The sequence below is a fragment of the Phreatobacter sp. genome (assembly GCF_022843985.1).
Taxonomy (GTDB): Bacteria; Pseudomonadota; Alphaproteobacteria; order Rhizobiales; family Phreatobacteraceae; genus Phreatobacter.
This window is the reverse complement of sequence record NZ_JALHMP010000006.1, coordinates 155,021-171,857: the sequence shown is the minus strand read 5'-3', so window position 1 is coordinate 171,857 and position 16,837 is coordinate 155,021. Positions and strand designations below refer to the sequence as shown.

General features: G+C 66.3%; 20 protein-coding genes. 6 read left to right on the top strand and 14 right to left on the bottom strand.

The annotated features are described in order from the left end of the window. Nucleotides 1–49: 49 nt before the first annotated feature. The 9 genes from Q0C57_RS06370 to soxY form a co-directional block, all read right to left on the bottom strand. On the bottom strand, nucleotides 50–505 hold the full coding sequence (locus tag Q0C57_RS06370) for a cytochrome c family protein (RefSeq protein WP_366937805.1): 456 nt from the start codon (nucleotides 503–505) through the stop codon (nucleotides 50–52). A gap of 81 nt (nucleotides 506–586) precedes the next feature. After that, the gene (locus Q0C57_RS06365; RefSeq protein WP_296573694.1) at nucleotides 587–1,861 is read right to left on the bottom strand and encodes an FAD/NAD(P)-binding oxidoreductase; all 1,275 of its coding nucleotides are present in this window, start codon (nucleotides 1,859–1,861) and stop codon (nucleotides 587–589) included. A 55-nt stretch (nucleotides 1,862–1,916) separates the two neighbouring features. Then, nucleotides 1,917–2,426, bottom strand: a complete 510-nt coding sequence (locus Q0C57_RS06360; RefSeq protein ID WP_296573691.1) for a DsrE family protein — start codon at nucleotides 2,424–2,426, stop codon at nucleotides 1,917–1,919. Between the two features lie 30 nt (nucleotides 2,427–2,456). Then, nucleotides 2,457–2,786 carry a c-type cytochrome gene (locus tag Q0C57_RS06355; protein WP_296573688.1) on the bottom strand — a complete coding sequence of 110 codons (330 nt, stop codon included), beginning with the start codon at nucleotides 2,784–2,786 and terminating at the stop codon, nucleotides 2,457–2,459. After that, complete coding sequence (locus tag Q0C57_RS06350; protein WP_296573685.1) at nucleotides 2,783–3,508, bottom strand: cytochrome c; 726 nt, start codon at nucleotides 3,506–3,508, stop codon at nucleotides 2,783–2,785. Before Q0C57_RS06350 ends, Q0C57_RS06355 begins: the two co-directional genes overlap by 4 nt. Continuing rightward, nucleotides 3,492–4,769 carry a sulfite dehydrogenase gene (soxC, locus tag Q0C57_RS06345; RefSeq protein ID WP_296573776.1) on the bottom strand — a complete coding sequence of 426 codons (1,278 nt, stop codon included), beginning with the start codon at nucleotides 4,767–4,769 and terminating at the stop codon, nucleotides 3,492–3,494. The genes Q0C57_RS06350 and soxC overlap by 17 nt, the downstream gene beginning before the upstream one ends. A gap of 43 nt (nucleotides 4,770–4,812) precedes the next feature. Further along, nucleotides 4,813–6,510, bottom strand: coding sequence for a thiosulfohydrolase SoxB (soxB, locus tag Q0C57_RS06340; protein ID WP_296573682.1), 1,698 nt, complete (start codon nucleotides 6,508–6,510; stop codon nucleotides 4,813–4,815). Between the two features lie 59 nt (nucleotides 6,511–6,569). Then, nucleotides 6,570–6,899 carry a thiosulfate oxidation carrier complex protein SoxZ gene (gene soxZ / locus Q0C57_RS06335; RefSeq protein WP_296573679.1) on the bottom strand — a complete coding sequence of 110 codons (330 nt, stop codon included), beginning with the start codon at nucleotides 6,897–6,899 and terminating at the stop codon, nucleotides 6,570–6,572. A gap of 14 nt (nucleotides 6,900–6,913) precedes the next feature. Then, nucleotides 6,914–7,378, bottom strand: a complete 465-nt coding sequence (soxY, locus tag Q0C57_RS06330) for a thiosulfate oxidation carrier protein SoxY (RefSeq protein WP_296573676.1) — start codon at nucleotides 7,376–7,378, stop codon at nucleotides 6,914–6,916. Nucleotides 7,379–7,635: 257 nt separating this feature from the next. Here soxY and soxA point away from each other — a divergent pair, with 257 nt between their 5' ends. Genes soxA through Q0C57_RS06305 form a run of 5 tightly spaced genes read left to right on the top strand, consistent with a single transcriptional unit; the run spans nucleotide 7,636 to nucleotide 11,026 of the window. After that, nucleotides 7,636–8,406 carry a sulfur oxidation c-type cytochrome SoxA gene (gene soxA / locus Q0C57_RS06325; RefSeq protein WP_296573773.1) on the top strand — a complete coding sequence of 257 codons (771 nt, stop codon included), beginning with the start codon at nucleotides 7,636–7,638 and terminating at the stop codon, nucleotides 8,404–8,406. A gap of 13 nt (nucleotides 8,407–8,419) precedes the next feature. Beyond that, on the top strand, nucleotides 8,420–9,055 hold the full coding sequence (gene soxX, locus Q0C57_RS06320; protein ID WP_296573672.1) for a sulfur oxidation c-type cytochrome SoxX: 636 nt from the start codon (nucleotides 8,420–8,422) through the stop codon (nucleotides 9,053–9,055). A 13-nt stretch (nucleotides 9,056–9,068) separates the two neighbouring features. After that, complete coding sequence (locus Q0C57_RS06315) at nucleotides 9,069–9,476, top strand: hypothetical protein (protein ID WP_296573669.1); 408 nt, start codon at nucleotides 9,069–9,071, stop codon at nucleotides 9,474–9,476. Then, nucleotides 9,473–9,877 carry a metalloregulator ArsR/SmtB family transcription factor gene (locus tag Q0C57_RS06310; RefSeq protein ID WP_296573666.1) on the top strand — a complete coding sequence of 135 codons (405 nt, stop codon included), beginning with the start codon at nucleotides 9,473–9,475 and terminating at the stop codon, nucleotides 9,875–9,877. Before Q0C57_RS06315 ends, Q0C57_RS06310 begins: the two co-directional genes overlap by 4 nt. A 39-nt stretch (nucleotides 9,878–9,916) precedes the next feature. Further along, the gene (locus Q0C57_RS06305) at nucleotides 9,917–11,026 is read left to right on the top strand and encodes a YeeE/YedE family protein (RefSeq protein ID WP_296573664.1); all 1,110 of its coding nucleotides are present in this window, start codon (nucleotides 9,917–9,919) and stop codon (nucleotides 11,024–11,026) included. A gap of 3 nt (nucleotides 11,027–11,029) precedes the next feature. Here the strand turns inward: Q0C57_RS06305 and Q0C57_RS06300 are convergent, their stop codons facing one another. From Q0C57_RS06300 to Q0C57_RS06285, 4 genes are all read right to left on the bottom strand, one after another. Then, nucleotides 11,030–11,941 carry an MBL fold metallo-hydrolase gene (locus Q0C57_RS06300; RefSeq protein ID WP_296573661.1) on the bottom strand — a complete coding sequence of 304 codons (912 nt, stop codon included), beginning with the start codon at nucleotides 11,939–11,941 and terminating at the stop codon, nucleotides 11,030–11,032. Nucleotides 11,942–12,153: 212 nt separating this feature from the next. Continuing rightward, nucleotides 12,154–12,969 (bottom strand): sugar phosphate isomerase/epimerase, encoded by an 816-nt coding sequence (locus tag Q0C57_RS06295; protein WP_296573658.1) that lies wholly within the window; start codon nucleotides 12,967–12,969, stop codon nucleotides 12,154–12,156. A gap of 131 nt (nucleotides 12,970–13,100) precedes the next feature. Then, the gene (locus Q0C57_RS06290; RefSeq protein WP_296573654.1) at nucleotides 13,101–13,883 is read right to left on the bottom strand and encodes an SDR family NAD(P)-dependent oxidoreductase; all 783 of its coding nucleotides are present in this window, start codon (nucleotides 13,881–13,883) and stop codon (nucleotides 13,101–13,103) included. A 93-nt stretch (nucleotides 13,884–13,976) separates the two neighbouring features. Beyond that, on the bottom strand, nucleotides 13,977–14,513 hold the full coding sequence (locus tag Q0C57_RS06285; protein ID WP_296573650.1) for a VUT family protein: 537 nt from the start codon (nucleotides 14,511–14,513) through the stop codon (nucleotides 13,977–13,979). A 136-nt stretch (nucleotides 14,514–14,649) separates the two neighbouring features. Here Q0C57_RS06285 and Q0C57_RS06280 point away from each other — a divergent pair, with 136 nt between their 5' ends. Next, complete coding sequence (locus Q0C57_RS06280) at nucleotides 14,650–15,519, top strand: phosphatase PAP2 family protein (protein WP_296573648.1); 870 nt, start codon at nucleotides 14,650–14,652, stop codon at nucleotides 15,517–15,519. A gap of 2 nt (nucleotides 15,520–15,521) precedes the next feature. On the opposite strand, the gene metC is transcribed toward Q0C57_RS06280, so the two are convergent. Next, nucleotides 15,522–16,703 (bottom strand): cystathionine beta-lyase, encoded by a 1,182-nt coding sequence (gene metC / locus Q0C57_RS06275; RefSeq protein WP_296573646.1) that lies wholly within the window; start codon nucleotides 16,701–16,703, stop codon nucleotides 15,522–15,524. Between the last annotated feature and the right edge of the window lie 134 nt (nucleotides 16,704–16,837).

The following is a 16,837-nucleotide window of genomic DNA, read 5'->3' as shown; positions in this document are numbered from 1 at the left end:
CGGCCCGCGCCCCGGTTCCGACCGGAGCGCGGGCCGCTCTCGATGCATGTCACTGCGTGCGCTTGCCGTCAGCGGCGAACTGCCGGAGGTAGGCGGTCAGGTCGGCGATCTGCGTGTCGCTGCGAATGCCGGCAAAAACCATGCGCGTGCCCGGCGTGACTTCGCGCGGGTTGCGGATGTAGACGGCGAAATTCTCCGGCGACCAGACTTTCTCCGCCACGGCCGGGGTCTTGAAGGCCGGTGAATAGTTGAAGCCGGCGACGGTGCCTGCCTTCCGGCCGAAGAGGCCGTTGAGCTGCGGGCCGACCACGTTGCGCGCCGTTTCGCCGACCTGATGGCAGGCGCGGCACTGGGCGAAAACCCGCTCGCCGGCTGCGGCATCGCCGGCTGCTGGCGCAGCGGCGGCGGCCGGCGCCGCGGGTGCGGTCGGCGCAGGAGCCTGCGCCATCAGGGGGGACAGCATGGTGGTCGTCGCAACGAGGGCGGCGAGGGCGGCGATGCGCATGGGCGAAATCCTTTGCGTGGGAACGTGGGATGGCGGAGGCCGCCATCACGGTCTTTGTACTGCCGGGGCCATAGGGCCGGATCACGTGAACATGTCAGCGATGATGCCGGCATACCAGCCCATGTTCTCTTCCTGGGTCTGCTTGCGCAGTTCGGCCGTCTCGCCGGTCTTGGAGATGAAGGTCTCCACCGCCGTGATCTTGCCGTCCTTCGCCTCGTAGCGGCCGCCGACCTTCACGGTATCGTCGGTCTGGATGAGGCTCCAGCAGGTGTTCGCGTAGCGGGCGGGGAAAGTGCGGGCACCTGCGAGTTCGCCGCGGACCATGAGGGCGGCGACCTTCGCCTGGCTGTTGGCCGAGAAACCCGATTTCGGCATGTCGCCGGCAATGCAGGAATCGCCGAGAACATAGATGTTCGGATCATTGGCCGACTTCATCGAGGCGGGATCGATGGGGCAGAAGCCGGAGGCGTTGGCGAGGCCCGCATCGCGGGCAATGGCTCCGGCCATCTGCGCCGGGATGACGTTGACGAGGGCGACCTTGTCATAGGTCTCGAAGCCGGTGACGACAGTGTTGGTCTTTGGGTCGACCGACTTGATGCCGTCATGGATCTTCGGCCCGATCCATTCGACCATACCTGGGTAGTGCTTCTCCCAGCCCTCCTGGAACAGCCCCTGTTTGGAAAAGCTTTCCTTCGGATCGAGGACAATGATCTTGGACCGCGTCCGGCCGGTGGCCTTCAACTGGTGCGCCATCATTGAGACGCGCTCATAGGGGCCTGGCGGGCAGCGGTAGGGATTGGGCGGCGCGATCATGACGATGACGCCTCCGTCGGGAACGGCATCCAGCCTGGCCTTGAGCAGCCGGGTCTGCGGTCCGGCGCGCCAGGCATGCGGCATCACCTCTTCATGCTCGCGGCCCCAGCCGGGGACGGAATCGTATTTCAGGTCGATGCCGGGCGACAGGACGAGGCGATCGTAGCCGAGGCGCGAGCCGTCGGCGAGGACGACCTCCTTCTTCTCCCGGTCGACGCGTATCGCCATCTGCTGGTTCATCCGGAAGCCGTTGGCGGCAGAGACCTTGTCATAGGCGTGAGTGATCGATTCGAAGGAGCGATAGCCGCCGAGATAGAGATTGGAATGGAAGCAGGTGGTGAACTGGCGCTGTGGCTCGACCAGCACGACGTCGATGGCATTGCGGGCGTCCTTGGCGATATACTTGGCCGCCGTCACGCCGCCGGGTCCGCCACCGACCACGACAACGCGCGCGCGGGCCTGGCCGAGAAGGGCGGGTGCGCCGAGGGTCAGGGCCGCGATGGCGCCGCCCGTTGCGAGGAAATGTCTGCGATGGATCGTCATGTGTCGTCCTCCCATTGTTGTTCTGGCTGGTTGTCCCGGCTTGTTAACGGTTGGTCTATCCGATTTTGAGGTAGGCGTAGCCCTTGCCCTGCAAGGCCGCCACGGTGGCGACGCCCGAGGGGACGAAGGTGATGAAATCGGCCTTCCTGACCTTTGAGCGGTCGATGTTGAGCCGCTGGAAGGTGATGTCGCACAGATGCGCCTTCAGGCCGTTCTTTGCCTGGGCGAGAACGCGGTCGAAAATCTGGGGCACCATGGCCTCGTCCCGCCAACTGGTGCCTTCCAGGCTCTCCAGGAAGAACTTGACCCCCGCGCCGTGGGCGACGATGACGATTTGGACGGCGAAGGGATCGGCGCCATAGGCGGAAAAGTGATTGCTGATATTGGTCAGCATCTGGACGAAGCGCGGCGGGTCGCCGAAGTCGCAATGGTAGAGGCAGGCGACGTCCGCCTCCTTCTTCAGGTCGGAGAGTTGCAGCATCGGGGTCGCGCGCACGGGCGTCATGGTCACGGCCGATGCGAGGGCGGCGCCTCCCAGGAGAATTCTGCGATCGATGCCCGCCATGGTCTGCTCCGTTTCCGCGTCCCTTGGCCGCTATTGGCTTGGTTTGAGGCTGCCGAAATAGGCGGCGAGGGCCGCCACTTCCTCTGACGACAGCCTGACCGCCATGGCCTGCATGACCTGGTTCTCGCGCTCGCGCCGGCGGTAGCTGTCCATCATCGCGACGAAAGCCTCCTCAGGGAGGCCGATGATGGCGGGAATTCCCGCTACCTGGCGCCCCGAGATCTGGTGGCAGGTGACGCATTCGGCCGACAGGTACTCGCCGAGGGCAAGATCTCCGGCACGCCCTGTCGCCGACAGCGCGATAGCCATCGGCAGGACTGCGAGCCAGGCCAGCGCGGGGGATCGTCGGCCCGTGGTCATTCGACCCTCGGGCCACTGCGCCCCTCGGGGGTGACGTCGATCATCCGGGCGCGGCCGGTTACCTTCGGCGCCGTGGGGCGGCAGTTGGTCATGCAGGGGTTCGGGGTCCAGAAAGCTCGCTCCGTCGTCTCGCGATCGTCGTCGTAGAAGCCGCCGACATTGGGCATCGGGATGGAGGTGAAGTTCTCGCGCGTCAGTTCGAAGCTCTCCGGCACCAGATCGTTGAGGTACATGATATAAGCGGTGAGGGCGTAGACCTCGTCATTGGAGAGCGACTGCGCGTTACCGTAGGGCATGGCGCGGCGCACGTAGTCGAACGTGGTCGAGAGATAGGGCCAGAAGGACCCCAGTGTCTTTTCCGGGCTCTCGCCCTTCAGCGATCCACGACCACCGGCGAGAACCGGCCAGCGCCCTGCACCCTCGCCAAACTCGCCGTGACAGGCGGCACATTGGGTCTGATAGATGTCTTCGCCTTGCTTCACGCTGCCACTGCCTGGCGGCAAGCCCTGTCCGTCCGGACGGATCGCGATCGCCCAGGCGGCGACCTCGGCCGGGTGGGCCTCCCGGCCGAGCCCTGTCCTCTGCGACGCGGCAACAGGTGCAGCGGCGGCAACGGTGCCGGCGGCGGGGGCCGCCGGGCGCTGCTGTGCGAGGACCATCCCGGTTCCGGCGAGCCCGATGCAGAGGGTGGCGGCGGCGAAGACCTTAGCCGATCTCGACATTTTCGGTCTCCCCATTGGCGCGGACCAGCCAGGTCTGGATGCCGTTGTTGTGATAGATGGAGTTGACGCCTCGGATCTTGCGCAACTCGTCCTTGGTGGGCTGGACATAGCCCGTCTCGTCGATGGCGCGGGACTGGATCATCAGTTCCTGGCCGTTCCAGTCGAAGTCGACATAGAACCGGGTCAGGGACATGGGCAGGACCGGCCCGTCGATCCGTGCCGTTTGCCAGTTGCGGCCACCGTCCATGGAGACGTCGACCCGGCCGATCTTGCCGCGGCCGGACCATGCGAGCCCGCTGAGGACGTTGGGCCCCTTGTGTTTGAGCGGGGCCTGGGGCGAGGGGTTCGTCACCACGGATTTGGCGTCCATGATGAAGGTGAAGCGGCGGGAGCGCCCGTCGGCGAGAAGGTCGGTGTATTTCGACGTCTCTTCGCGGTGATGCCAGGGCTGGTCGCCGACCTCGATCCGGCGCAGCCACTTGACCCACATATTGCCTTCCCAGCCGGGAACGACCAGGCGCAAGGGGTAACCCTGCTCGGGCCGCAGCATCTCGCCGTTCATCGACCAGACGACCAGACAGTCCTTAAGACCTTTCTCCAGCGGGATGGAGCGTGTCATGGCGGAGGAATCGGCGCCCTCGGCCAACAGCCATTTCGCGTTGGTCTTGACCCCCGCCTCGTCCAGAAGGGTCTTCAGCGGAATGCCGGCGTACCAGACATTGTGCACCATGCCATGGGTGAACTGGCAGCCGTTAAGCTGGGCACCGCGCCATTCCATGCCGGAATTGGCGGCGCATTCGAGGAAATAGGCGTGGTTCTGACGACCGGGAAAGCGCTTCAGGTCCTCGACGGTAAAGACCATTGGCTTGTCGACGAGGCCATTGATCATCAGTCGGTGCTTGTTCGGATCGATTTCGGCGATCCCGCCGTGGTGGCGTTCGAAGCAGAGGCCGGACGGCGTGATGATGCCGTCAAGTTCGTGCAACGGCGTGAAATTGACCGAGGATTCGCGGCTCGCAGTCAGCCATTCGACGTCGCGGCGCACCACATGTTTCTCGAACTGCGAGGGCGAGCCATATGGCCGGGCCTGAACGCCGTCGCCGAGCACCCGTGCCCAGTCCTGGACATCGGTGATGAGCGGGTCCGGTGTTGCGGGCGGAGCGGCCCTCACGCCGGTCGCTGCAGAGGCGAGGCCGGCGCCTGCCAGGCCGGCGGCACCGAGGAAGCCTCGCCGGTTCAACCGCGCCGTCTCGCGCGTCATGCCGGTTTCCGTCATGGCGTTCTCCTGGGGGATGGTGTCCTGGTCATGCTCCGGTGACCTTCACGGCGGAGTTGGGTTCGATGCGCACGGTCTTGTGCCGCGCCACATGGGCCTTCACCACGTCCCAGATCGGCGGACCCTGGGTCCCCTGGTTGACGCTCGCCCAGCCGGCGACGGTGTAGGGCCTGGAGGCTTCCAGCGGCCGGCCGCTCTTGAGAAGGGTGAGGTCGGAAATCCGCCGGCCCATCGGGGCGGAGACGTCGATGGCGTAGCCAACGCCGCCTACCCGCACCATGTCGCCGCCGCCCTGGAAATAGGGATCGGGATGAAAGATGTTGTCGGCAACGTCCTCAAGGACGTCCTTGAGTTGGGCGCCCGTCATCTCCATCCGGTAACAGGCCGGATAGGTGATCGCGGTGGCATTGGCGATGGCGTCGAAGGTGATGGCGTCGCCGGGCAGCAGCGTCCCGCCCCAGCGGAAGCCCGGCGTGAGCGCGATCTCCGCATCGCGTTCGGCCAGCATCGCCTGGGCGATCAGATCGTCGAACGTGCCGTTGAAATTGCCGCGCCTGAACAGAAGGCTGTCCGTCCGGCCGATCTCCTGGGCAAGTTCTGTTGCGAAGGGCTTGCGGATGGTGTGGACGAGCCCGGCCATGGACGGATCGGGGGTGATGGCGTCGGAGAAGACCGGTAGGAGCTTGTAGCGGTACCCGGTGACCTTCTTGTCGCGGATGTCGAGGTCGAGGCGGGACACGAACTTGCCGTGCGAGCCACTGGCGACGAGGATGGTCCTGCCGGCAGTCACCACGCCCGGCATGGCGTCGTGGGTATGGGCGGTCAGGATCACGTCGATCCCGTTCACCCGCGTGGCGAGTTTGGCGTCGACGTCGAAGCCGTTGTGGGACAGCAGGACCACGACATCGGCGCCTTCGGCGCGCGCTTCGTCGACCTGTTTCTGGATATCCTCCTCGCGCAGGCCGAACTCCCATTTCGGGATCATCCAGCGGGGATTGGCGATCGGCGTGCGCGGAAAGGCCTGACCTATGACGGCGATCTTCGCGCCGCCCTTCTCGAAGGTCTTGCGCGGCTCGAACACCGCTTCCTGCCATTCGTTGTCGCGCACGTTCTGCGCCAGGAAGGCCGCCTTCGACTTTTCCGCGAGTTCCTTGACGCGGTCCTCGCCATAGGTGAACTCCCAGTGCGAGGTCATGGCCTCGACGCCGAGGGCGTTCATCACCTGGACCATGTCGTCGCCTCGGGTCTGCAGCGCTGTCCATGACCCCTGCCACGTGTCGCCGCCGTCGAGCAGGAGGACCTTGTCTGCCCCGCGCTCGGCCCGTATGGCCGAGATCAGCCGCGACACCCGGTCCATGCCTCCCATCCGGCCGTATGTGCGGGCCAGTGCGGTGAAGTCGTCAGAGGTGAGGGCATGGGCTTCGGCCGTTCCGCCGGCGATCTTGAAGAAGTCGCGGAAGGCCTGGTCGGTGAGGTGCGGCGGCTTGCCCTTGGCGGGGCCGACTCCGAGGTTGATCGACGGCTCGCGGAAATAGAGCGGCACCAGCTGGGCGTGGATATCGGTCACATGAAGGATCGTCACCTGACCGAGAGGCTCGAACCGGAGAATGTCCTGCTCCGACAGGCGCTGCTGGGCCGCGGCGCGACCGAGCGGGCCGAGACCCGAAGCCACCGCCAGGGCATGGGCAGCCGCCGTCGCATGCAGGAAGTGCCTGCGCGAGATCATGGGAATGTCCTGTCGCTTGAAGGAGGCTGCGCGGGCGCCGGCGGCGCCCGGCCCTTGCCTCAGCTCACGGTGATGCGGCTGGTCGCCGTATATTCCGAGCCGTCATCGTCCTTCCAGACCATCTTCAGCTCGCCGTTTTCCGACGGCCTGAAGAAGAAGGACTGGTAGGGATTGGCGGAGATCGCGGCATGCCAGTCGGCCTCGAAGACCGGCTTGCCGTTGAACGTCGCCGTGAAACGATTGATGATCTTGCGCGGGATCGGCTTGCCGTCCTGGCCGCGGCGCTGGCCGCTCTCCATCTCGTGAGAAATGAGCGTCTTCACCTCGACGGCATCGCCGGCCTTGATGTTGCCGGGCACGCGAACGCGGGGGGTGGGTCTCGTTGCCATGGTTCTATCCTCCCTCAGCCGCCGCAACCGCCGATGGTGACCTTCACCTCGGCCTTGGTGGTGAACAGCGATCCGTCCGACATCTCGGCGACCGCGACAATGTTCTGCGTCTGCGCCAGGCGCATGCGGGTGGAGGCCGAAGCCCGTCCCGAAAGCGGCGAGAAGCGGAAGGTGAAGACGCCGGGCAGGGGGTTGCCGTCAGCATAGACGTGCACGGCCTTGACGTAGTTCTGCTCGGTCATCGGGCTTTCGACGTCGACCGTGATGGGAACCACGAGGCCGTTCTCGGCGATCTGGGGAACGTCAAGCTTGACCCGGCCATCGGCGATGGTCTTGCCGTCATAGAGCTTCTTGATTTCCGCCTCGACCGCCTTGGCATCGGCCTTCGACAAGCGCGGCGCGATGACGGATGCTGCGGCGGCAAGGGCTGCCATATGCAGCACGCTGCGTCTCGTCCGATAGACGACTGGACCCGCCATGGGGACCTCCTTCGTGGTTTCCAACCTGCGCCGGCTCTCTTGCGGAACCGCTCGATCTTCTTCTTGACGCCGCAGGTCGCACCTGCAAGCTTCGACATATAGGAATATAGTTTTTCGTGAATGTAAAGCGCGAAAGACGAAGCCTTACGGATCGCCCCGCCAGAGGGCGGCCAGGGACGAAGCCGAAGGAGACAATCATGAATCGAATGGGGAGGTTAATCGCCCTTGTCGTGGCGGCTGCCACCTGCGCCGGTCTCATGGGAGCCATGGCGCAGACGCAGGACGAGAGCGAGCGGGAAATCGAACGCTACCGGGCCATGATCAACGATCCGATGGCCAATCCCGGATATCTGGCAGTGGACCGCGGCGAAGTTCTGTGGGCACAGGCGCGCGGCACCAAGGCGGTGTCACTGGAGGCCTGCGACCTTGGCGAGGGGCCCGGCAAGCTCGAGGGGGCCTATGCCAAGCTGCCGCGCTACTTTGCCGATGCGGATCGGGTCATGGACCTCGAACAACGGCTCTTATGGTGCATGGAGAAAATCCAGGGTCTCGACACGGCCGACGTAATTCGTCGCCGCTTTTCCGGTCCGGGACGGGCCTCCGACATGGAGGATCTGGTCGCTTTCATCGCCAACAAGTCAAATGGCACGCCGATCCAGCCGCAGAATGCCCATCCGCGTGAGCGGGAGATGACGGCGATGGGAGAGGCGCTGTTCTACCGGCGCGCCGGCGTCCTGGACTTCTCCTGCGCCACCTGCCACGCCGAGCCGGGCAAGCGGATCCGCCTGCAAGGCTTGCCGGATTTCTCGACGCCCGGCAAACAGGCACAGGAGACGATGGGGTCCTGGCCGACCTATCGCGTCTCGCAGAGCGCGCTCAGGACCATGCAGCACCGTCTTTGGGACTGCTTCCGCCAGCAGCGCTGGCCGGAGCCGGCCTATGCCTCGGACGGCCTGACGGCTCTCCAGATGTTCCTCAATGTCCAGGCGGCGGGCGGTGAGATCACCGTTCCCTCCATCAAGCGCTGATAGGAGGCCCCCAATGGTCTCGTTCTCATCGAAACTGATCCGCACACTGCTCGTTTGCGGTATCGCCCTGACCGTCACATCGGTCGACGCGCAGGATCGTCCGCCGGTCGATCCGGCCAAGGTCGATGCGCTGATCGACGGCATGTTCACCCGCGTCTCGCCGGAATGGCGGGCTCGGGCCGTGCTCGACGACACCCAGCGCACCTGCACCGACCGTCGCAACCAGGTTTCCGGCGCCGAGGCAGAGGCCATCCAGGCGCGCGAGCGCGCGAGCGTCGTGCTGCCGCCGGACGGCAACTTCCTCGGTGACTGGCGGAAGGGCTTCCAGGTCGCGAACAATGGCCGAGGCTTCCAGTTCTCCGATCCGGCAGGGACGGTTGCCGGTGGCAATTGCTATGCCTGCCACCAGATGAGCCCCAAGGAGGTCAGCTTCGGGACGCTCGGGCCCAGCCTCGCCGGTTACGGACGCGAGCGGAACTATGACCCGGAACTGATCCGCGACGCCTATATCAAGATCTTCAACGCCCAGGCGGCGGTGGCCTGTTCGAACATGCCCCGGTTCGGCTCTTCGAAGGTGTTGACCATCGAGCAGATTAAGGACGTCCTGGCCTATCTGTTCGACCGGCAGTCGCCGGTAAACCAGCCCTGATCGAGACCCGCTCATGCGCCTGTTCCACTGGCTCATCCTGTTGGCATCGCTTGCGGTCGGAACGGCTGCAAGTCCCGCTCGGTCGCTCGAACTGCTGATGTTCGAGCGGGCGGGATGCCCCTGGTGTGTCCGCTGGAACCGGGAGGTTGCTCCCGCCTATGAAGCGTCGGAAGAGGGGCGTCTGGCTCCTCTCCGCCGCATCAACATGGACCGGGGGCAGCCCGAGGGATTGGCACTCAAGTTGCCTGTCCACTACTCGCCCACTTTCGTCCTCATGCACGAGGGCCGCGAGATCGGGCGCTTGATCGGCTATATTGACGCGTCGACGTTCTGGGGCTTGTTGACCAAAATGGTTCGTGATCATCGCGAACGGGCCGGGTCCGCGGCGCCGTCGATGCCGGCGCAGGGAAGGCCAGGATGAACGAGACGATCGTCCCGAAATCGATCGAAGACGCATTGCGCGACGGCGAGGAATACTCCGTCGAACTCGAACAGCTCATGCGGAACGCGCGTGACGCCAGCGATTTTCTCAAGGCGCTCGCGCATGAGAGCCGGCTGCTGCTGCTTTGCCTGATCGCCGAGAAGGAACGCTCTGTCGGCGAACTTGAGACGATTCTGTCGCTGCGCCAGCCAACGGTGTCGCAGCAACTGGCCCGGTTGCGCTTCGACGGTTTCGTGACGACGCGGCGCGAGGGCACCTCAGTCTATTACAGCCTCGCCAATGAAAATGTTCGGCAGGTGATCCGCGTCGTCTACGATATCTTCTGCAACAGCGGCGCGAAGGCTGCGTTGTGCCGACCCGGAACACCGGGCGCACCCTAACGACAAGGGCGCCGTCGCCACGCGCCCGTGGGAGGATGGATGCAAGGACTTGCGGCCATCACCGTGGGGCTGACCGGTCTCGCCGTCGGCCTCGCCTGCGGCTTCACCGTCCAGCGGGCGAAACTCTGCACATTCGGAGCGGTCGAGGACGGGCTGGTTGGCGGCAACTGGCGGCGGCTGCGGGCTTTCGGTCTGTCACTCGCGCTCGCGATCCTTGGCGTGCAGGCGCTGGTCCTTGTTCTCGGCTTCGACCCGGGAACCACCACCTATGTACCCGCCCGCCTCGCGCTCGCCGGTACGCTGGCCGGCGCGATCCTGTTCGGGCTCGGCATGGCGCTGGTTGGCACCTGCGCCTTCGGCTCGCTGGTGCGCCTTGGGACGGGTGACCTGCGCAGCCTGGTGACACTGCTGATCTTCGCGGTCCTCGCCTATGCCGTGCTGCGCGGCATCCTCGCCGGCCTGCGCATCGGTACCATCGAGTCGGTGGCCATCTCCCTGCCTACGGGTGCAATCGGCTCCTATCCCGCACTCATCGATGGCTGGATCGGCCCGCCTGCGGGCCAGTTCCTCGGACCGCTGATCGTGATTGTCCTCATCGCAGCGGCGCTGGCCGACGCGCGCCTGCGCCGGTCGCCCCGCCTCCTCACCGCGTCCGTCACCCTCGGCCTCGGCGTCGTTGTCGGCTGGGCGGTGACCGGTCCCCTGGCCGACCCCTTCGCCGAGCAGATCCGGGTGCAGAGCCTGACATTCGTGGCGCCAGTGGCGCGCGCCCTGTTTGCCCTCGCTACAGGGGAGGGCCTCCTCCTCGACTTCGGCGTCATGAGCGTCTTCGGAGTCATCGTCGGCTCGGCGGCAGCGGCGATCCTGGCCCGCGAGTTCCGCTGGGAGGCTTTCGATGACCAGCGGGAAATGCGCCGTCACCTGACAGGTGCCGTTTGCATGGGCCTAGGCGGCGTGCTCGCCGGCGGCTGCACGATCGGCCAGGGCCTCACCGCCGGCTCGTTGCTGGCGGTTTCCTGGCCGGTGGCGGTGATCGGCATGGTTCTCGGCGCGCGGATCGGCATCGCAATCCTGCTCGAAGGATCGATGCTGGAATGGCTGAGGGCCCTCCTGCGCCGGTCCGACCGTCGCCGGTCCGCCGCCGAGTGATGCTCAGGCCGCGGGGATGAAGCGGTAGGCGGCGCCGCTCTGCTCGACCCGGCCGAGCCCGCCGCGCGGCAGATGGTAGGCCGCGAGCGGCAGTTTGTCCGACACGAGCTTGCCGAGGAGGCGGCGGCGGCTGGCTGCGGCTGTCGGTCCGTCCTGGTCGAAACCGGCCGTCCAGTCCGGCCGCGCGAAGGACAGGACAGGATGGGTGAGGGCATCGCCGACCACGACGAAGGGCTCTCCGCCGACCCTGACCTCGAAAGAGACATGGCCGGGCGTGTGCCCGGCTGTGTCGATCGCCGCGATGCCCGGAACGGGTTCGTCACCCGGCCGGAAGCGCTTGAGCTGCGGCTCGAGAGCCTTCAACACCCGCTGCGCACCGGCGGCGAAGGCGTGGCGATCCTCGGGCAGCCGCGAGAAGACCCCCGGATCGAACCAGAAGTCCCATTCCGCCTGGGCCAGATGGTAGACGGCATTGGGACAGGCCGGCGTGTCGAAATCGTCGAGTGCTCCCCAGAGATGGTCGGGATGGGCATGCGTGAACAGCACATGTTTGACCTTCGCGGGGTCGATGCCGGCGCTTTCCATCGAGTCGGGCAGTCGGCCGGTCGTCGGCAGGAAGTTCCGGCCGGCCCCCGAATCGAACATGACGAGATCCTCGCCATACGCGACAACCGGGACATTGAGCCCGTTGGTCACCTCGTCGGTGGGCAGGCCGGCCGCGGTCAGCAGGCTCGACACCTCGTCGCGCGGCGCGTCTCGTGCCAGGAGGCTTCCGGGGAGGGTGATGCTGCCGTCTGTGAGGATCGACAGTTCGGCACGCCCCATCCGAGCCTTGGCGATCTGTGCGTGGCCCGGCCGGGACGCAGCGATCAGCCCGGCCGTCGCGCCGAGCAGGGTTCGTCTTGTGAGCCGCATGTCCGTCCTCCCGTGTTCTTTGCCACAGGGTAGCGGATCACAGATGCATTCGCATATCGAAATATATGGGGGCTCGCGGGCGCAGGGTCGGATGGCGAGCCGGGCAGCAGCGGCCAAAGCCGCCGCATCTCGCGCACCATCCGAATGTCGCGATCCACCCTGGCGATCAGGGCTGAGCCCGTGGTCGCCAATGGCGACCACGCCGCGCTACATCACAGGGCGAGGCCAAGGCCGATCAGGTGGTCGGCACCGGCGCGCACCCGGGCCTTGTCGCGCACTTCGAGAATCAGCCGGGGATTGCTGGTGAGCCTTGCCAGTGTCCGGAACAGTTGCGGCCAGACGATCGTGCCCTCGCCGGGATTCCAGTGGCGGTCGGCATAGCCGTCCGAATCCTGCAGATGGACGTGGTTGAGCATGTCGCCGGCGGCGCTGACATAATAGTCGACGGGCGGTGCCCCGTTGCTCGTATGGGCGTAGTTGGCGTGGCCGGTGTCGATCGAGACGCGGACGGCGGGGCTGTCGAAGGAGCGGGCAAGGGCGACCCGGTCGGCGGGATCGCAGTCCTCGATGTTCTCGATGACCAGCACGACACCCATGTCCGCGGCACGGCGCACGGCTGCCGCAAGCGTGTCGTGGGTCCGCTCGACGACCTGCAGGCGGGCGCCCGGATTGTAGTCGAGATTGTTGTGGTCCCAGGTCGTGTAGGGCGAGTGGATGACCATCTGCGTCGCGCCGAGTGCCGCGCAGACGTCGAGGCCCTGGTCCATACGCCGGGCGACGAGCCGGCGCACGTCGGGATCGAGGCTGGCGATGCTGAAGCCCCAGAACGGCCCGTGGATGCCGAGGCGGCCCGTATGGCCGTCGAGCTCCTTCCGGATCGCCTCGGCGAGCGGTTTCCAGTCGCCGTTCAGCACCTCTGCCCAGAAAAAGTCCTGCAGTTCGAGGTCGCGCTGGCTTTCGATGATCCAGGAGCGGTGCTGGCGCAGGCCTTCGAGAGGCAGGGCGACGCCGAGAACGGGAAGAGACATGGCAGGGATCCGGTGGGAAGCGGCCGTCGGGCCGGGGACGCAAGTGGTCATGTCCCGCCTGCACGACAGGGCGATGACGGGACGTCACCGCTGCTTACGGCCGTGCCCTGCTGATGGCAATCCTGGGCCGGCTAAAAGATACTGTAGCCGCCGTCGATGACCAGGGTCTGGCCGGTCATATAGGCGGAGGAACGACTCATCAGAAAGACCGCCATACCGCCGAAATCGGCCGGTGTGCCGAAACGGCGAACGGGAATGCGCGGCGCGACGGCCTTGACGAATTTCTCGTCAGCCAAGGCTTTCGCCGTCATGTCGGTCTCGATCCAGCCCGGCAGGATGGTGTTAGCGGTAATGCCGTGGCGCGCCAGTTCCACGGCGATGGCGCGAACGAAGGCGTTCAGGGCCCCCTTCGACGCTCCGTAATGCTCGTTGTAGGCGGCACCTTCGATGGAAGCGACCGAGGAGGTCGCGACGAGACGGCCGAAGGGATCCCCCGCCTTGGCGCGCTCGACCATGTGGCGGGCGGCAAGCTGGAAACAATGGGCGACGCCCTCGACATTGGCAGTCATGACGGTCCGCCAGTCCCCCATGTCGCGGTCGATGAAGGGGCCCTTGGTCGGGCCGGTGATGCCGGCATTGGCGAAGAGGCCGTCGACCCGACCGAATTCCGCGAGGGTTGCGGCGAAGGCCTCTTCCACCGCCGACCTGTCGGCAACGTCGCAGATTCTGGCGGAGACCAGACCGCCCGTCGCCTTCAGGCGGGTGACTGCCGCCGCGTTCTTGTCGGCGTTGCGTCCCCAGATGGAAACCGCGCAGCCGGAGCCGGCCAGTGCCTCGGCCATGCCCAGCCCGATGCCGCCATTGCCGCCGGTGACGATGGCGACGCGGCCTGAGAGATCGAAAAGGGCAGCCATGGGTGCTTCCTCCCGGACCGTGAACCGTCCCCATCGGGCGCGCCTGCCGGAGGGCCCGTCAATTCGGCCGAGCGGAAGAGGCCCGTTGCCTCGTCACCGCGCCGCGAAGGCCGCGGGATCGCGGCGGCGCATGAACCAGAGGACCGCCGTCGCGGCGGCCACCATCCAGACCTTCCCGAGGACGAGGCCTGGCAGCAGGCTCACCGAGCCGAAGGCGAGCCAGAGGAAGAGCGTCGAGTCGATGACCGTGCCGACGAGGCTCGAGGCCCAGACGGCGGCGATGAGCCGCTTTCTGGCCAGCGGCGTGTAGATCGCGGTATCGGCGAGTTCGGAGAACAGAAAGGCGGCGGCCGAGGCGAGGGCGAGGGCCGGCGACGCCACCGTCCAGGACAGGGCGGCGCCGGCGACGATGCCGCCGAGCGACCAGAGGAGGCCGAGCCGGCGCTGGACGAGATCGCGCAGCACCAATGCCAAGCCGATCATCAACACGCCGCTGGGCGCCATCAGGCCGAAGCCGACGGGGATGAGGCAGGGGCCGTTGGGAACGCAGACGGTGCCAACGTTGCCGATGAGCCAGTTGGCCGCCGGAATCGTGGCGATGAAAGCAGGGAGGGCGAGATAACCGAGCATGACCGTAGGCAATCTGGTGGGGAAAGGCGCCTCCTTAACGCCGCGCCGGCCAAAGGTCACCCCTTCATCTGCCGCAGCACGCGGCTTTGCGCCGCGGGACAGTGACCGCACGCGGCAAATGGCCTAAACGGACGCCATGAGCGTTTCGACACCTTCCGTCGCCGCCGCCGAGGCCCGCCGCGGGCTGCGCCGCCGGCTGGACGATTTCGCGGCCACGCTGACCAGCGCGATCCAGCGCCTGTTCCGCCCGGTCCGTCCGCATGCCTCGCCGTCCCTGCGGGTCTTCCAGAGCGGTGCCGAAAGGTTCTGCGCGGGATTGGTTGCCTTGGCCTTGATCCTCGCCGGCATGGCCTATCTCGACCCGGTATTCCAGGGCGTTCGCGCCTATACGTCCGGCGCCGCCGCCGGGGTCTGGGAGGTCGTCACCGATATGGGGAAGTCCAGCTGGGTGCTGATCCCCAGCGGTGTGCTGGTCCTCGTGATCTTCGCCGCCGTCACGCCGGTGCGAGGCTTCGCCGACAAGGTCATGCTCGCCCTGGCGGCGCGCCTCGCCTTCGTCTTCATCGCCGTCGGCGGTTCGGGTCTCATCATCACCATCGTGAAGCGCATCATTGCCCGCGGGCGGCCGCGCTATTTCGAGGAATTCGGCGCGCTGCACTTCCAGTTCCCGAGCTGGCAGTCGTCCTTCGCGAGCTTTCCGTCAGGCCATTCGCAGACGGCCTTCGCCATCGCGCTCGCCTTCGCGGCGCTGTTTCCGCGCTGGCGCAACGGATTCATCGCCGCGGCGGTCATCATCGCCTTCAGCCGTGTGGCAGTGGACGCCCATTATTTCACCGACATCGTCGTCGGCTCGCTGTGGGGCGCGTGGTTCACGGTGATGACGCGCGAGTGGTTCGCGCGACGCGCGCTGGTGTTCACGCCGGGGCCCGAGCGCAGGCCCTTCCCGATGCCGGCCCGGCGGGTCCGGCAGGCGCTTGGCCGGATCGCCAGGCGCCTGCGCGGCTGACGTCAGCCGACCGCCTTGATCCGTTCGAATCCGGCTGCGAGATCGGCCTGAAGGTCGGCGACATCCTCGAGGCCGATCTGGAAGCGCAACGCCGGTCCGCCGGGGTTCCAGGTGGTTGCCGTCCGGTAGGGGGCGCAGTCGAACGGCACGACCAGGCTCTCGTAGCCGCCCCAGGAATAGCCCATGCCGAACAGTTCAAGGCCGTCGAGGAAGGCGCCGAGCTGCTGCTCGGAGAGCGGATGCAGGATGACCGAGAAGAGCCCCGAGGCGCCCTTGAAGTCGCGTTTCCAGATGGCGTGGCCGGGATGGGAGGGGAAGGCGGGATGCAGCACCGTCTTGACCTCGGGACGCTCCGCCAGCCAGGTGGCCATGGCCATGCCCTGGCGGTTGGCCTCGTCGAGGCGCAGCTTCATGGTGCGCAGGCCGCGCAGGGCGAGGAAACAGTCCTCCGGTCCGGCCCCGATGGCGGTGAGGTCGAAGGTCTCCTTCAGGGCCGGCCAGGCGCGCTCATTGGCCGTTACCAGGCCCATGAGAATATCGGAGTGACCGCCGAGATATTTCGTCCCCGCCTCGATGGCGATGTCGACGCCGCGCTCGTGCGGCGGAAAATAGAGCGGCGTCGCCCAGGTATTGTCCATGACGACGAGGGCGTCCTTCGCATGGGCGACCGCGGCGATGGCGGGAATGTCCTGCATCTCGAAGGACTGCGACCCCGGCGCCTCGGTGAAGACGACAGTGGTGTTCGGCCGCATCAGCGCGCCGATGCCGCCACCGATCAGCGGGTCATAGTAGGTGGTCTCGACGCCGAAGCGTTTCAGCACGCCCTCGGCATATTGCCGGGTCGGGCGGTAGACGGAGTCGGTGACCAGCATGTGGTCGCCCGCCTTCAGGCAGGATTGCAGCGCGACGGCGATGGCGGCGAGGCCTGAGGGGACCAGCACGGTTCCGGCGGCCCCGGACAGGTCGGTCCAGGCCTCCTCGAGAGCGCGAGTCGTCGGTGTCCCTTTGGTGCCATACACATATTTCTGGCGCCGCGACTTCAGCTCTTCGTAAGTGGGGTAGAGGACCGTCGAGCCGCGATAAATCGGCGTGTTGACGAAGCCGAATTGCTCGGCCGGCTTGCGACCGCCCAGCACGAGCCGCGTGCGCTCCGCCAGGCGCTTGGGATCGGAAGGGCCAGCCATATCTGCCTCGAATTGTTGGGAAAGTGGGCGTTTTGAAAGAGTCTGTCCCGGAGTTGGGAGCGGCATTTCCACGGCGAAATGGGCGTCCGTCAAGCCCTTGACCCCGCCCACGAGATGGCCTGTGATGCAGAAAT

Coding starts and splice junctions, on each gene's coding strand:
- Q0C57_RS06285 (WP_296573650.1), bottom strand. CDS start 14,513: ATGCTCGGTTATCTCGCCCTCCCTGCTTTCATCGCCACGATTCCGGCG.
- metC (WP_296573646.1), bottom strand. CDS start 16,703: ATGGCTGGCCCTTCCGATCCCAAGCGCCTGGCGGAGCGCACGCGGCTC.
- Q0C57_RS06365 (WP_296573694.1), bottom strand. CDS start 1,861: ATGACGATCCATCGCAGACATTTCCTCGCAACGGGCGGCGCCATCGCG.
- Q0C57_RS06350 (WP_296573685.1), bottom strand. CDS start 3,508: ATGTCGAGATCGGCTAAGGTCTTCGCCGCCGCCACCCTCTGCATCGGG.
- soxB (WP_296573682.1), bottom strand. CDS start 6,510: ATGATCTCGCGCAGGCACTTCCTGCATGCGACGGCGGCTGCCCATGCC.
- soxC (WP_296573776.1), bottom strand. CDS start 4,769: ATGACGCGCGAGACGGCGCGGTTGAACCGGCGAGGCTTCCTCGGTGCC.
- soxA (WP_296573773.1), top strand. CDS start 7,636: ATGGGAGCCATGGCGCAGACGCAGGACGAGAGCGAGCGGGAAATCGAA.
- soxY (WP_296573676.1), bottom strand. CDS start 7,378: ATGGCGGGTCCAGTCGTCTATCGGACGAGACGCAGCGTGCTGCATATG.
- Q0C57_RS06305 (WP_296573664.1), top strand. CDS start 9,917: ATGCAAGGACTTGCGGCCATCACCGTGGGGCTGACCGGTCTCGCCGTC.
- Q0C57_RS06280 (WP_296573648.1), top strand. CDS start 14,650: ATGAGCGTTTCGACACCTTCCGTCGCCGCCGCCGAGGCCCGCCGCGGG.
- soxZ (WP_296573679.1), bottom strand. CDS start 6,899: ATGGCAACGAGACCCACCCCCCGCGTTCGCGTGCCCGGCAACATCAAG.
- Q0C57_RS06310 (WP_296573666.1), top strand. CDS start 9,473: ATGAACGAGACGATCGTCCCGAAATCGATCGAAGACGCATTGCGCGAC.
- Q0C57_RS06315 (WP_296573669.1), top strand. CDS start 9,069: ATGCGCCTGTTCCACTGGCTCATCCTGTTGGCATCGCTTGCGGTCGGA.
- Q0C57_RS06370 (WP_366937805.1), bottom strand. CDS start 505: ATGCGCATCGCCGCCCTCGCCGCCCTCGTTGCGACGACCACCATGCTG.
- soxX (WP_296573672.1), top strand. CDS start 8,420: ATGGTCTCGTTCTCATCGAAACTGATCCGCACACTGCTCGTTTGCGGT.
- Q0C57_RS06300 (WP_296573661.1), bottom strand. CDS start 11,941: ATGCGGCTCACAAGACGAACCCTGCTCGGCGCGACGGCCGGGCTGATC.
- Q0C57_RS06355 (WP_296573688.1), bottom strand. CDS start 2,786: ATGACCACGGGCCGACGATCCCCCGCGCTGGCCTGGCTCGCAGTCCTG.
- Q0C57_RS06290 (WP_296573654.1), bottom strand. CDS start 13,883: ATGGCTGCCCTTTTCGATCTCTCAGGCCGCGTCGCCATCGTCACCGGC.
- Q0C57_RS06295 (WP_296573658.1), bottom strand. CDS start 12,969: ATGTCTCTTCCCGTTCTCGGCGTCGCCCTGCCTCTCGAAGGCCTGCGC.
- Q0C57_RS06360 (WP_296573691.1), bottom strand. CDS start 2,426: ATGGCGGGCATCGATCGCAGAATTCTCCTGGGAGGCGCCGCCCTCGCA.